Source organism: Bacillus sp. AG4(2022), assembly GCF_031844465.1.
Classification (GTDB): Bacteria; Bacillota; Bacilli; order Bacillales; family Cytobacillaceae; genus Bacillus_AB; species Bacillus_AB infantis.
In genome coordinates this window covers 98,406-112,846 of the sequence record NZ_JAUZVH010000008.1, presented here as the reverse complement: position 1 = coordinate 112,846, position 14,441 = coordinate 98,406, and the positions used below count along the sequence as shown (strand labels likewise).

Genomic DNA, 14,441 nt, shown 5'->3' with positions numbered 1-14,441 from the left:
GCTGTAAAGCGGCCTTCTTCTATTTTTAGCGAGTACACTATCATTTTCTTTCAATACTTGCCAATTTTATCATTATGATCTATAATATATATAGATTATATATAATATAAAACATACTTAACGGAGGACTATCATGGTTGTTATGGATTTTAAAAATATGCTGTGGAACTATACACGGAAAATCAGCGAAAATACAAATGTGATTATCACTTCCATTTGTGAGCAATATGGACTTACAAGCCTTCAGATCCGGATACTGGTCGAAGTTCAGCAGCATGGTTCCCATACAATCGGCAGCCTTGCATCCCGTCTGAACATGGCTGGCACCAATATTTCAACCATGTGCAAAAAACTCGAAAAGCTGGAATTCCTGAGGCGGTTCCGGGATCCGAATGATGAGCGCGTCGTCAAGGTAGCCCTTACCGATAAGGGTGCTCAAACAGTTGAAGAAATAAATGCAGCACTGATAGAGAGGATTTCTTTTTCCATAAAAGACGAATCCGATGAGTCGCTTACTGACATTATTGAAGGCCTTAAAAAGCTGAATGAACTGCTGGAAAGAATGAAATAAATAAGCTCAAGACATCAAAGGAGATATGAAGAATGTGGCAGGAAATATTATCAACGTACGCTTCAATGTTTGATTGGCATATGTGGGCGGAGATGCTGACCTCATCAAAAGCATGGGGGATGATTTTATCGCTGGCGGTCCTTGAATGTATACTATCAGCCGATAATGCACTGGTCCTGTCGGCTTTCGTCAAGCCGCTGCCTAAAGATCAGCAGAAGAAAGCCCTCATTTTCGGACTGTGGGGAGCTTATCTGTTCCGATTCATCTTCATCGGTCTCGGTACGTTCCTAATCAAGTTATGGTTCATCAAATTGATCGGTGCCTTGTATCTGCTATGGCTGTCCGTTAAGTTCTTTATGGACAAGCTGAAAAACAAAGAGGAAGGCGAAGAGGATGAGGCCCGCAAGCCAAAAGGCTGGCTTGTTACGACATTCGGGCTCTTCTGGGCAACCGTCATCAGTGTCGAGCTCATGGACTTGGCGTTCTCAGTCGACAGCATCCTGACCGCCCTGGCTGTATCAGAGGAAGTCTGGGTCATCCTGCTCGGCGGCATGATCGGCATCCTGCTGATGAGGGGTGTTGCAACCTTCTTCATCAGCCTGATGAACAAAGTGCCTGAGCTGGAAACGACCGCTTATGCACTGATTACTTTCATTGCGGTTAAAATGGGACTGACACTGGTCGAAATCCATATACCGAATGAAATTTTCATCGGCGTGATGATCCTTGCGTTCATTGTTACCTTTATCATCCACGCTATCCGCAAAAACAGGACAGAGAAATTCTCACACTGATTAAAACGCCCGGCAAAGCTGGAATCCAGCTTTTAGCCGGGCGTTTTTTGTATTGGGAAAAATGGAATGAAGGTTTCACAATTTGGCTATTCACAGCCATTGGCTAATCTGGCAGCAGGTGAAAGAATAGACCTCCGCCTATTCCTGTGTTTAGAACAGCCCCTGATGGGAAGAGAGAATGGTAGAGCAAATAATAGGAGGAATCAGATTATGAGCAAAACCATTTTCATTACCGGTGCAGGCAGCGGACTTGGAAGAGGGGCTGCCATCGGCCTTGCCAAAAAGGGGCATAAAATCATCGCGACAACAGAAATTACACCGCAAAAGACAGATCTTCTCAGGGAAGCACGCGATCTTGGACTCGATATGGAGGTATTCAAGCTGGATATCACCAATGAGCGAGACCGGTCTCAGATAGAGGAATACGACTTTGATATTTTTGTGGCCAATGCGGCCATCAATGAAGGCGGACCGCTCGGTGAAGTGCCGATGGACCGCTTCAGGGCTTTATTTGAAGTGAATGTGTTTTCCACTTTGGAGACTGTTCAAATCGCTGCCCGGAAATTCGTCAAAAAAGGCAGCGGCAAAATCATTTTCTTGAGCTCGATGGCAGGCATTTCCGCAACTCCTTATGTCGGACCTTACACCGCTACTAAGCATGCTATTGAAGGAATTGCACAGACATTGAAGAGCGAGCTCGAGGAATTTGGCGTAAAAGTTGCCACAATCAATCCAGGCGCCTACAACACCGGGTTTAATGACCGCAGCGCCGAGGAAATATGGAAATGGTACGATGAAGACAAGAATTTTACCAGGAAAGAAGATATGCTCAAGCAGCAGGAAGGGCTGAAGCATCAATTCGATCCAGAGGACATGATTGAAAAAATGATTGAAATCATCCCGGCGGACCATCATAAATTCCGTACGGTCCATCCGCAGGAAACTGAAGAACAATTGAAGAAAACCCAGCAGGAGCGCTGGGAGATGGAGATATAGGATAAGGGGTGCCAGGCACCTGCTGCGGCAGGTACTGGCACTTTTTTTGTCACTATTTGAAGTCTGCAGGCATATTTCCCCGGAAATGGTCGAATGCAATGGTATTGTGAAGATGTCATGCCAGGCACCGGCCGTGGACAGAATAGGTTGTAGTGTCCATATGGAGTGTCAGGCACGGTCATTACAGGGAATGTATTTTTTGTAGAATTAGGCCGATTTTATGTAGAATAACTGAAAAACTTGTTTTATGTAGAATACTAGGAAACTTATGTGGAATCGAATGATTTTCTTCGCAAATGATTGATAAATGCCGGTCCGAAGCCAATCGGACCGGCATTTTTTTACATTAAAAACTCACTAACTAGCACCAAGCCTTCAAGCAGAATTTCTTACTTCATCACTTTAAAACGGCCATACATAAAAATGTAAACGGTTACTTAAATATTTAAAATAATTTAAATTGACTGACTAATTTTGCTGTATTATTATACTAATATTAATAATTTTTCGCTCACCGAAATAATAAATTCAGAAAAGGAGGGAGTTTCCTATGTCCCAAATGTTGGCAGTTGTTATTCTTGTTTTAATTTTATTCATCGGAGATTTTGTGGCAGTCCGTACGAAGGCATGGGTGCCTTCCATCTTTGTGTGTGCAGTATTATTCCTTGCGGGATATTGGACATTTTTTCCGCAGGATATCGTCGCGCTGGCAGGTGTGCCGCCGGTTGTTGCGACACTAATGATGTATCTGCTGATTACAAATATGGGTACGCTCTTATCGGTCAAGGAACTGAAGGATCAATGGAAAACGATTGTTATTGCTATTTCCGGCATCCTTGGCATCATCGCCATACTCTTCGCAGTCGGAACATTTATCTTCGGCTATCAGACGATTGTTGTGGCAATTCCGCCGTTGGTCGGAGGTGTAGTCTCTGCCTTGATCATGTCAGAGGGTGCAAAGGAAGCGGGGCTTGCTTCACTGTCCGTGTTCGCCATTGTCATCTATGTGATGCAGGGGTTTGCAGGCTATCCGATTACATCCTTTGTTTTGAAAAAAGAAGGAAAGAACCTGCTGGAAGCCTATCGCAAGAATGGCGGTGCAGCACCGAAGGAACAGCAGCCTGCCAAAGCGGAAATGGCAGCGGCGGCTGAGGCTCCAGCCGCGCCGGAGCTCAAGCTGTTCAGGAGTATGCCGGAAAAATACAATACTGATTTCTTCAAGCTGCTGCGCCTTTCGGTCGTTGCTTTCCTGGCCTACCAGGTTTCCGCCTGGCTGGCGCCGGTTGTCAGTGTGAGCCCGTTTGTCATCTGCCTGCTGTTTGGCGTAATCGCCACAAGCTTAGGCTTCCTGGAAAAGCAGGTCCTCCAAAAGGCCAATGCCTTCGGTTTCGCAATTATGGCCTTGATGCTCTTTATCTTTGATGGTCTGAAGCAGGCAACACCGTCCATGATGCTGCAGATCATCGGGCCGCTGGTCGGCACTATTGTGCTTGGCGTCATCGGGATGTACATCTTCTCCTTTATTGCCGGAAAAATTCTCGGCGTCAGCAAAAATATGGCCTTCGCCGTATCATTGACAGCTTTATACGGATTCCCGGCAGATTATATAATCACGAACGAAGTGATTAAATCACTGACCGAAGATGAGGAAGAAAGGGAGATGCTGACTAGCCATATGCTTCCGCCAATGCTCGTCGGCGGCTTCATCACCGTCACCATCGTTTCCGTTGTCCTCGCAGGGTTCTTTGTCAGCCTCTTATAAAGAAAGGAAGGATTAGAACATGAGTCTAGTAAAAGAGCAGCTTGCTGCCAGAATAGAGAAGCATATAGAAGCGCTGAGTCATTTTACGGCTACGCCTGGAAAGGGTACAACACGGCTCACCTACAGTCCGGAAGACCTTCAGGCCCGCAATTATATTAAGGGAAAAATGAAAGAAATCGGATTGGAAGTCACTGAGGACGGCCTTGGAAATATTTTTGGAAAGCTCGAAGGAACCCTGGAGGATGCACCAAGCGTGCTGATTGGCTCACATTTCGATTCTGTTCCGAATGGCGGCTCCTATGACGGACCGGCAGGCGTTGTGGCAGGTCTTGAAGTGGCTGCGCTGTTTGCAGAGAATAATGTGAAGCCGAAGTACCCGCTGGAAGTCATCGCAATGGTGGAAGAGGAAGGCTCCCGCTTTGGAGGCGGTCTCATGGGGTCGAGAGGTATCACCGGGCTGATGTCCGAGACAGAATTTTTCAAGCTGGCAGACCGGGATGGCGTGCTGGCGAAGGACGCAATGGAGAAAATCGGGCTTGATCCTTCTCTTCCAAAGCAGAGGGACCCGAAAACGATTAAAGCGTTCCTGGAGCTGCATATCGAACAAGGGCCAATACTCGAGGAAAAAGGTATCCCGATCGGTGTGGTAGAAGCGATTGTCGGTCTGACCCAGCTGGAAGTAACTGTGAAGGGGCAGGCAGGCCATGCCGGGACGACTCCGATGGACCGCCGCTCAGATGCACTCGCTGCGGCGGCTGCCATCATTGCCGGGCTTTCGGGACTGGCTGAAGCAGAAGGGGAAGGGAGCGTTCTGACCGTCGGCCGCCTGAATGTTTTTCCTAATGGAGCCAACGTCATCCCGGATAAAGTGGTGTTCTCAGTGGATATCCGCTCAGGCAAGGAAGAGCATGTACTGAATATGGTTGAAAAAGTGAAAGAACGAATCGGCTCCTACGATGGCGGCGGAATTCAGACCTCCGTCGAACAGCCGCTGTATATGAAGCCTAAAGCAATGAACGAGGAAATCCTGACGCTATTTAAAGAAAAAAGCGCTGAATTGAATATTCAATACTGCCCGATCAACAGCGGAGCCGGGCATGACGCAATGGTCCTTTCCGATTTCACGGACGTAGGCATGCTGTTCATTCCAAGCAGGAACGGCCTGAGCCATTGTCCTGAAGAATGGTCAGATTCCAAGGATATTGCGAAAGCCGTCGAAATTTTCTATGAAGCAGCAAAGAAGCTGACGGAGGCTGAGTAAGATGCTCCACCCTGCAATCAAAGCCTCTATTCAGGCTGGCAGAGAAGAGCTGGTCAGCATCCGGAGGAAGCTTCACAGCGAACCGGAGCTTCCGTGGGAGGAAGAGAAAACAACAGAGTTTGTGGTTACCTCTCTTGAAAAACTCGGCATTCCCTTCAGGAGGATGAACCCAACCGGGGTGTTGGCTGAAATCACCGGCGGCAAACCCGGAAAACGGGTGGCCTTGAGGGCAGATATGGATGCCCTTCCTGTTGATGAGCTGAATAACAATTTGCCTTATGTGTCAAGCTCTCCCGGAAAAATGCATGCCTGCGGACATGATGCCCATACAAGCATGCTGCTTGCCGCTGCGAAGGCCCTTGTGGAGATCAAAGGCGAGCTGCCAGGCACCGTCCGCCTGATTTTCCAGCCGGCTGAGGAAATTGCCGAAGGGGCGAAGGAGATGGTGAAGCAGGGAGCGATGGAAGGGGTCGACAATGTGTTCGGCATCCATATCTGGTCCCAGATGCCGACGCATAAAATCTCTTGCACTCCTGGCCCGTCATTTGCTTCCGGCGATATATTCAGAATCAAGTTCAAAGGACGGGGCGGACACGGTGCCATGCCGCACGAATGCATTGATGCCGCTGTTGTCGCATCTTCCTTTGTCATGAATGTCCAGGCAGTCGTATCACGGGCCATCGATCCGCAAAGCCCGGCCGTCCTGACAGTCGGCAAGATGTCAGCCGGCACCCGCTTCAACGTCATTGCGGAAAATGCCGAGATTGAAGGAACGGTCCGCTGCTTTGATGCGGAAACGCTGGATCATGTGGAAATGCTGCTGAAGCAATTTGCAGAGCAGACCGCCTCTGTCTACGGGGCAGAAGCCAAGGTGGAATATATCCGCGGCACGGATGCTGTCATCAATGAGGAACACAGTGCAGGATTGGTGCAGAAGATCGCGGAAGAAGCTTTCGGGAAAGAAGCGATCTATCATGAAAAGCCGACAATGGGCGGCGAGGACTTCAGCATCTACCTCGCACACGCACCAGGAAGCTTCGCACTCGTCGGCAGCGGCAATCCTGATAAAGATACCGAATGGGCTCACCACCACGGACGTTTCAACATAGACGAAGACGCACTCACAACAGGCGCAGAGCTTTATGCGCAGTATGCATGGGTGTATCTGAATGATTAGTGTGGGTGCCTGGCACCGCAGATGGACAGATTGGGTAAAAGTGTCCATGGGCGGTGCCTGGCACTTTTTTTGCCAACTCAGCTTAATCAGTATGCGTCTGAGCTATGAAAAGGAAAACGGGGGAAGTACACCTTCCCCCGTTTTTTACTCTATTTCTAAAACATAAGCCCTCACAATAATCCCATCACCAGCCGGCTCAAAATCATACTGCGGCAGCCTTTTAAATCCAAAGCCTTCGTAAAGTTTCATCGCGTTTTTCATAAAATCGCCTGTGTGCAGGCCGATTTTATGGAACCCCTGTTCCTTTGCGCGGCGGATGCATTCAGAGATGAGAGCTTTCGCAATGCCCTTGCCCTGAAACTCAGGAGCAACGGCAAGCATCCGGATTTCCGGGTAATCCAGTTCCTCCACATAACCTTCATAGGCATCAGTCCTGGCCGGAAAAAGGGCGACGCTGCCGGCGAGCTTTCCATCCTCCTCGGCAATGATCAGCTCTACGCCCGGCTGCTGGTCGGCATCAGAGGATATCGCTTTTTTCAATGCTTCCCAATGCGGCCCTGGAATGCTGCCGGTATGGGCCGAATAGGCGGAAACCCGCTGCCCGCGGATGCTCTCTGCCATGTCCTTGTCCGCATTGCGGATGATTACGCCGCTCATCTGCCATCTTCTCCTTTTTTCAAAAACTTCTCTTTCTTACCGCTGAGCTTTTCTCGTCCATGCTCTGTGTTCCAAACTGAAACTTCAGGGCCCTTTGGCAGGATAGCCGGCTCTGTTTTGTCAGTTGAGATGGTGATGGACAAATGATAGTGCTGCTTAATTGCATCAAAATCTGTTGTGTCCCCGAAGCCCGGTGTCTGGTAGAGATCGCGGGCGTAGCCCCATAGATGCGTATACTCGCGGATCAGATTCCGGTTAGTGTTGAACGCCGTGTAATAGGCAGCATCAAACCGGGCAAGGGTCGTGTACAGCCTCACATCCGAATCGGTGATATAGTCGCCGAACAGGAAGCGCCGGCTGGAAAGTCTCACTTCAAGTTCGTCAAGGCGGCTGAACAGCTTTTCATATGCCTCTTCATAAGCTTCCTGCGAATGGGCGAAGCCGCATTTGTAGACGCCATTATTTACATCATGAAAGATGCTTTCATTCAGTTCGTCGATTTCAGCTCTCAATGCTTCCGGATAAAGGTCAGGTGCATCTTCTTTATGCAAAGAGGCCCATTCTGTCTCAAGATAGTTTGTGAGCTTAAAATAGTCGTTGTTGACGGCCTTTTTTTCTTTTATATCAACCATGACCGGCACCGTCGGCCTGCCGTCATAATCAGGGTCTGCGTTTTTATAAACTTCGCTCATATATTGAATGCCGAGGACAGGATCGCGGTTTCCTTCATCAAGTGAGAATTCCCAGTCAACATGCTGAAGGCGGGGCCGCATCGGGCTGGCGGTGCCAAGGCTGATGCTGTCTTCCAAGCCAAGCACACTCCGGACAATAACCGAACGGTGCGCCCATGGGCAGGCGGCCGACCATAAAAGGCGGTAGCGCCCCGCTTCGGCAGGCAGCTTATCCGCCCCCTCGCCAAAAGGAGTCATAAACCTGTTCGTCTGGCGCTTGAAAGAGCCGTCAGATGAAATCTCCTTTGGTTTATTGCTTGAAGGCAATTCACAATTTGAACCTTGAGATGATTGTGGCAATGTACAGCATCCTTTCTTATTTAAAAAGTAGTTAAGCAGTTAAATATCTCAATCTGCTACCAGTTTAGTATAAGGGCAATTTTCAGTCAATTTTCAGCGGTGCCTGGCACCGCAAATGGACACTTACCCCATATTTGTCCACTGACGGTGCCAGGCACTGCCACATTCTTTGAAACCAAATTACAGTTTCTTTCGTAAAGAAATTAGGATGAAACAAGGAGGCTGCTATGGATCAAAGAATAAAGAAATTTGCAGATTCAGTTTTTGAAAAGTTCGGGCTGGCAGAATATGATCTCGGAAGAACCGGGTTCTATCAAGACTCGCCTTTTCAGAACAAGACGGACTATACTCTCTGTATGGAATGGTTTCCTATTGGTGCAGCTGCAGAGGGTGATGACAGCAATCCGGAGGGCACGGCTGTCATAGAAGTGCACATCCCGAGCGGCAGGACGAGGAAAGCGATATTTGCGGGCGGGAAGACATCGGCCGACGGGGTTAAATTCATGCCCGGTGACCGGGGCAGTATGATTGATTGGATTGAGAAAGAAACTGGCCTGAGCTATGGGCAGCAATTCATGCTGACGAGGGAACAGGGCAGAAGGCTTCATTTTTCAGCGGCTGTCAATGACACCGCTATCTATCCTGGTGGTTATATAGAGCTGGAAACAGATGAGGAAGGAAGGCTGATTACTTTTTCTTCATATGGAATTTTTCCAGAGGCAGGTCAGGTACAGGAAGAGAAATATGCTCTCTCGCTTGAAGACATAGATGAAGATCTTCTTAGAGAGCAACTGATATTCGCTCAATTCCCAAACCAGGAAAAAGAAAAGTGGTTTTCCCTATTTGCGATTGAGGAAGTCTTCATCAAGAATGACAGGATGAAAACGATTGAATTTGACCCGATAGGGATGGAGCCAAAGCTTATGGTCGATCAGGTAATAGATTGGGACAAGCCTTCAGACGTTCCTTTTGAACGAAAGCCTATCATAGAATCCGAAGACATTGGAGCAGACCAGGCATTCAGCGGAGAACCTCATATAGAGTCCTGCCCGATCAGGGAGGAAGAGACTGATAAATGTACGGATGCTGTCAGGCAGGTGCTCAGCCGCGAATATCCTGGCGAGTCCGGCCAGTGGACTTTGAAAACACTTCGCCGGAGCCGAGGGTGCATTGATGCGGTATTGAGGAAATCCGGGCACGATTTTAGTGTTTTTAAGCGAAAGCTGACGGTTGTGATTGATGCCCATAGTTATGAGCCGAGAAATTATATCGACAACAAGATGATGCTCGACATGTTCGACGGATACCAGGTACCAGGGGAGAAAACGGTCGATAAGGACGAAGCCTTTGAAAAATTAAAATCATACTTTTTCTTAAAACCGGTGTATGTCTATGATGTTGAGAAAGAAAAGTATGTTTTATGCGGAAAATTGGACTGCCGGCATGCAGTAGATGCTGAGACAGGCGAAATCGTCCTGCTGGATGATATTTAAAGTAGAATTTGCGCCGGAAATGCCCTTCTGATAGATATCAGAGGGGCATTTTTTCATTAAATACTTTGCAGGGGCAAGTGATTCTACAAAAAATTTCTGTTATTCTACCTAAAATTGTTATTATCCTACCAAATTTTCCTGTTATTCTACCTAAAATCAGCGTGATTCTGCATAAAATACATTTATTGGAATTCACAAGCATCGCCCGTGCCTGACACCTCAAAAAGACACTTTCCCCCATTCTGTCCACGGGCAGTGCCAGGCACTGACTTCACCAGGAACATACGTTTTCAAGGGACATGCATAATGCCGCCCTCGCCTTAATAAGATGAACTATCATCTTAGAAATGGGGCGAGAATTTGGTAAATGCGAATGGCATTGTTACAAAGGAAATCCTTGCGCGCTATGTGGAATTGAGCAAGACAAAGAAAGCTGCGGAAGAGGAGCTTGAGTCGCTGAAAAAGATGTTCAACCTACATTTTGATCAATCAGTCGGACAAAATGAAAAGGGCGAAATCACAGTGAGCACCTTCAAACTCCAGCGGCAGATCAGGAAAGCAGAGAAATTTGAGCAGGAACTAACCGTAAAAAGGCTTGAAGAGTTAAATCTCCATGAACTGATCCAAAAAAAGCCGGATGAAGGTAAAATTAAATCAGCCATGGACCTTGGCCTGCTAAAAGAAGCAGATCTGGAGGGCTGCCGTACCATCAAAACCAATGCAGCCATATATGTAAAAGAGATAGATTCCTGACCGTGACAGGCACCGGAAATGGACACTTCTTCTGAATTTGTCCACGAGCGGTGCCTGACACCGTAATAGACACCATATTAGAATTTCAATATCGCCGCCAATATTGCTTATAATGGGGTAAACATGTAGCGCGTACAGCAGGAATGGAGGCGGTGAAATGGAAAAGTCAGTTTGTATAATCGGCGCCGGGATCGGGGGTTTGACAGCCGGTGCCCTTCTGGCCAATGCCGGTTTCAATGTGACTGTCCTGGAAAAGGCATCAACCGTTGGCGGATCGGCTGGCTTTTATATACGAAAAGGACGGATGTTCCCGACCGGTGCAACTGTCGCATTCGGACTGGAAGAAGGAGGACTGCTGAGAGAGCTGCTAAATGAAGCAGGGGTACACCTCCCGGCAGAATGTCTGTCCCATCCTATGGATGTTATATTGCCCGATCGGAAAATTTCCATTTTCCAACGCACAGAATACTGGGAGGAAGAGCTCCAGCGCGTATTCTTTGAGCACCCAGAGGATGTTTTGCGGTTCTGGAGAGAGCTTCACAAAATCGGGGAAATGGTACAGGCTGTTTCCGCTTCAGGGATATCTCTTCCGATAAAAAAACTTTATGATCTAGGAAGCTTCCCAAACCTTGCCCTCCGGCGTCCTTTTTCCATGTTAGGGCTCGCCCGCTATGCGGTTTCAACAGTAGAAGATCTCTTAAAGAAGCATAAGCTCGAACATTATCTCCCGTTCAGGCAGTTCTTGGATGCCCAGCTGCTGGATGCCGCGCAGACAGATGCTTCTGAGTCTGCTTTGCTGCCTTCAAGCCTGGCCCTGACCATTTATAGGAATGGAAGCTTTGCCATTGAAAAAGGGCTGGGGCAGATCAGTTCTTCTTTAGCAGAGAGGATAGTGGAACTTGGCGGAAGGGTGGAGCTTGTTTCTCCAGTTAAGAAGGTTGAGTACTGCAAAAGTGAAAGAAAGTGGAAGGCAGAAAGCAGGAAATGCAGCGGAGCATTTGACCTTATTATCAATAACAGCGGCATTTCCTTTGGAAAAGGGACAAGCCATAGTGAAGGTGATGAGTTTTCGTGGGGAGCTTTTCGTGTTGACAGCATTGTGTCAGGAAAGGACCAAAGAAAACTGCCTTTCGCCTATCAAATCATGCCGCAAGGGGAGCAGGAAGAGTTTCACGGCCCCATCTATGCAACTCTGCAGGAATCGAGGGACGCAAGCGGGCTTACAATTGAGGACGAAATGATATTGACGATTTCTGTTCATACCGACAGCACCATATGGGCTTCATTTGGAAAAGAAGAATACAGGCGGCGGAAAGATCAACTGGCAGGCAGGCTGCTCCATGAAGTGGATAAAATCACACCAATTAAAACCCGCTTGCAAAAGGCTGAAGCTGGAACCCCTTTAACGTATCAAAAGTTTGTAGGTAAATCGGAGGTCGGCGGATTTCCCCTGACCATCCGGAACAGCATCCTCAAGCCAAAAAGCTTCCGGACTTCCTTGCCCGGATTCTATTTAGCAGGAGAGCAGGTCTTCCCAGGACCGGGTACACTATCAGCAGCGCTAAGCGGCCGCAATGCCGCGAGGGCCATTATAAAAGAACATTAACCCTGCGTGCCAGGCACCGCAAATGGACACTTTCCCCAAAAATGTCCACGAGCGGTGCCTGGCACGCATTTTTTGGTATAAAATGAGAAAAACAGAGGAGGACAACCATGAAACAATCTATCATTATGCTAATATTATTCGCCATTCTTTCAGCCGGGTGCCAGGCACCGGAGAAGATGGTTCTGCTTGATGAGCCAATATCAGAAGTGAACGTTTCAAAATCTGATGGATTCGGCGGGATGAACGAAGAAATCCTCTATTCTTTTCAGGACAAAGAAAGTCTAACCAGATTCGAGGATGCAATCACATCTGCGGTCCTGCGGCCTGGGAAGGCCGATATCTCAGATCCTGAATATGACGTGATGGTGGAATATCAGCCGGAGGGGGAGTTTCCGGCACATGGGATCCACCTGTGGCTCGGCGGGGAAAACGAGAGAAGCACCTTCATGTATATCGGGGATGATGCTGTTTATCTCACCTCTCCTTCACATACAGAGAAATTAAGGCAATTGCTCTTCCAAGAGAAAAAATAATGGCAGCTTGCTCAACTTAGCAATATAGGTCAAAAAAACCGCCATCTGCTTTTGTTATCTTAAATATGGAAGGAGGTGCCAGCAGTGGCCTACAGTTCCATCATCCAGAAAAGCATAGAGCATATTGAATCAAGCCTTCATGAGGACCTGTCGCTGGACAATATCGCTCAGACAGCCGGGTTTTCTAAGTTTCATTACCACCGGATTTTCCAGAAGGAAGTCGGGGTGACGGTTTCCGAGTACATCCGCTACAGAAGGATTGCCAACAGTGCCCATATGCTGCTTTATACAGATGAGAAAATCCTTGATATTGCTTTATACTTTCAATTCGAATCACAGGAAGCCTTCACAAGATCATTCAAAAAATATTATCATTTGCCGCCGGGAAAATACAGAAAGCTGATCGGGAAACTGGCGGAGCAAAAGGAGGAAAAAAACATGGACAAAGAACAGAAGCCAAAAGGATGGGTGCTCAGTGGAAGCCATCCGTTCAACTACCAGATGGGAATTGATCATGAGACTTTTCACAAAGGAAAATCATCAGGGTATCTGCAGTCACAGACTGTGGAAGCGCCAGGAGAATTTGCGACCATGATGCAGGAAATCAACGCAAAAAACTATCGAGGGAAGCGGCTTAAGTTTTCCGGTTTCCTGAAATCAAATAATGTGGACGGCTTCTGCAGCTTTTGGATGAGAGTAGATAATGCTTCCGATGAAGTACTGCAGTTCGATAATATGGGCAATCGCCCGATCAAGGGAAGTACAGGCTGGAATTATTATGATATTGTCCTCGATGTGCCGGAAAATAGTGCGGTGATTGCCTTTGGCGTCATACTATCCGGCAGGGGAAAAGTGTGGGTGGATGAATTGAAGTTTGAGGAAGTCAGCACCTCCGTCCCTACAACCAATATTGATTTTACAAGAGATCTTCACGAAGAACCGGTCAATCTCTCTTTTGAAGAGGAGTAGAGAATGAGGAAAAAAGCAGGCATAATCCTTGGGGCCGGCCTTGTAATTGGGATCACATTGCTGAAGCTTCAGACAGGCAGCTTTCTGTGGAATTTTATCAGCGGCCTATGGGGCTGACCAGCGTAATAAAGCCCTTCCCATTAATAGGCTGTTGACACTCTTACTTTTATCCTATAAAGTACACGAGTATGTTTTTTATTAGGAGGAAAGTATGGAGACTCAGAATCACAAACAAGTTAAAATCACAGCAGCAGATCCATCCGCGTTGGGCTTATTCGGCCTTGCCATGGTCACGTTTGTGGCGTCATCACAGAAATTGGGCCTGACAGACGGATTATCTTATATCCTTCCCTGGGCGTTTTTCCTTGGCGGATTGGCGCAGCTTTTCGCTTCGGTTCAGGATTCGAAGCATAATAATATTTTCGGGACAACGGCCTTCGGGGCTTTTGGATTGTTCTGGTTCGGTGTCGGCATGACCTGGCTGATCCAGCTTGGCTTCTTTGGAGAAGCCCTTGCCTTGGATGGAGACCCGAAGCAGCTGGGGTTCGCGTTCGTCGGCTATTTGATTTTCAGCCTCTTTATGACGGTAGGGGCTATGGAGACCCATAAGGTGCTGTTTTTCATTTTCGTGTTCATCGATTTTCTGTTTATCGGTCTATCTCTGAGCACCTTTGGCATTATGCATGAAGCGACACATATGCTGGCAGCTGTTGCGGAAATGTGCATTGCGCTTCTGTCCTTTTATGGATCAGCGGCCATTGTGCTGAATACGCATTTTGGAAAAGTCGTGCTGCCAATCGGCAAGCCATTCGGGATTTTTAAATAAAAAGAGGGTGCC

14 protein-coding genes are annotated in these 14,441 nt (G+C 47.7%); 12 read left to right on the top strand and 2 right to left on the bottom strand.

All coding sequences use genetic code 11. The annotated features are described in order from the left end of the window. Positions 1–133 precede the first annotated feature (133 nt). The 6 genes from Q9R36_RS20470 (at position 134) to Q9R36_RS20445 (ending at position 6,561) form a co-directional block, all read left to right on the top strand. Entirely contained in the window at positions 134–571 is a 438-nt protein-coding gene (locus tag Q9R36_RS20470) for a MarR family winged helix-turn-helix transcriptional regulator (RefSeq protein ID WP_248138404.1), read from the top strand. Between the two features lie 32 nt (positions 572–603). After that, positions 604–1,365: a TerC family protein gene (locus tag Q9R36_RS20465; protein WP_022543473.1), complete on the top strand. Its 762-nt coding sequence runs from the start codon at positions 604–606 to the stop codon at positions 1,363–1,365. 210 nt (positions 1,366–1,575) lie between these two features. After that, the gene (locus Q9R36_RS20460) at positions 1,576–2,361 is read left to right on the top strand and encodes an SDR family oxidoreductase (RefSeq protein WP_253616451.1); all 786 of its coding nucleotides are present in this window, start codon (positions 1,576–1,578) and stop codon (positions 2,359–2,361) included. Positions 2,362–2,911: 550 nt separating this feature from the next. Further along, entirely contained in the window at positions 2,912–4,123 is a 1,212-nt protein-coding gene (locus Q9R36_RS20455) for a hypothetical protein (protein ID WP_129613451.1), read from the top strand. 19 nt (positions 4,124–4,142) lie between these two features. Then, entirely contained in the window at positions 4,143–5,384 is a 1,242-nt protein-coding gene (locus Q9R36_RS20450; RefSeq protein ID WP_253616452.1) for a Zn-dependent hydrolase, read from the top strand. Position 5,385: 1 nt separating this feature from the next. Further along, positions 5,386–6,561 (top strand): amidohydrolase, encoded by a 1,176-nt coding sequence (locus Q9R36_RS20445; RefSeq protein WP_253616453.1) that lies wholly within the window; start codon positions 5,386–5,388, stop codon positions 6,559–6,561. Between the two features lie 144 nt (positions 6,562–6,705). On the opposite strand, the gene Q9R36_RS20440 is transcribed toward Q9R36_RS20445, so the two are convergent. Together Q9R36_RS20440 and Q9R36_RS20435 are read right to left on the bottom strand one after the other, a co-directional pair. Then, positions 6,706–7,218: a GNAT family N-acetyltransferase gene (locus tag Q9R36_RS20440; protein WP_253616454.1), complete on the bottom strand. Its 513-nt coding sequence runs from the start codon at positions 7,216–7,218 to the stop codon at positions 6,706–6,708. Further along, positions 7,215–8,147 carry a glutathione S-transferase family protein gene (locus Q9R36_RS20435; RefSeq protein ID WP_396137129.1) on the bottom strand — a complete coding sequence of 311 codons (933 nt, stop codon included), beginning with the start codon at positions 8,145–8,147 and terminating at the stop codon, positions 7,215–7,217. The genes Q9R36_RS20440 and Q9R36_RS20435 overlap by 4 nt, the downstream gene beginning before the upstream one ends. 329 nt (positions 8,148–8,476) lie before the next feature. Between Q9R36_RS20435 and Q9R36_RS20430 the strand changes: the two genes are divergently transcribed. From Q9R36_RS20430 to Q9R36_RS20405, 6 genes are all read left to right on the top strand, one after another. Next, a complete protein-coding gene (locus tag Q9R36_RS20430; protein WP_253616456.1) occupies positions 8,477–9,742 on the top strand; it encodes a hypothetical protein in 1,266 nt (421 codons plus the stop codon). 360 nt (positions 9,743–10,102) lie between these two features. Continuing rightward, complete coding sequence (locus tag Q9R36_RS20425; RefSeq protein ID WP_253616457.1) at positions 10,103–10,495, top strand: hypothetical protein; 393 nt, start codon at positions 10,103–10,105, stop codon at positions 10,493–10,495. Between the two features lie 157 nt (positions 10,496–10,652). After that, a complete protein-coding gene (locus Q9R36_RS20420; protein WP_253616458.1) occupies positions 10,653–12,101 on the top strand; it encodes a phytoene desaturase family protein in 1,449 nt (482 codons plus the stop codon). A gap of 107 nt (positions 12,102–12,208) precedes the next feature. Next, a complete protein-coding gene (locus Q9R36_RS20415) occupies positions 12,209–12,634 on the top strand; it encodes a YhfM domain-containing protein (protein WP_253616459.1) in 426 nt (141 codons plus the stop codon). 84 nt (positions 12,635–12,718) lie between these two features. Continuing rightward, positions 12,719–13,603 carry a helix-turn-helix domain-containing protein gene (locus tag Q9R36_RS20410; protein ID WP_170939552.1) on the top strand — a complete coding sequence of 295 codons (885 nt, stop codon included), beginning with the start codon at positions 12,719–12,721 and terminating at the stop codon, positions 13,601–13,603. Positions 13,604–13,814: 211 nt separating this feature from the next. Further along, the gene (locus Q9R36_RS20405; RefSeq protein ID WP_253616460.1) at positions 13,815–14,429 is read left to right on the top strand and encodes an acetate uptake transporter; all 615 of its coding nucleotides are present in this window, start codon (positions 13,815–13,817) and stop codon (positions 14,427–14,429) included. Positions 14,430–14,441 lie beyond the last annotated feature (12 nt).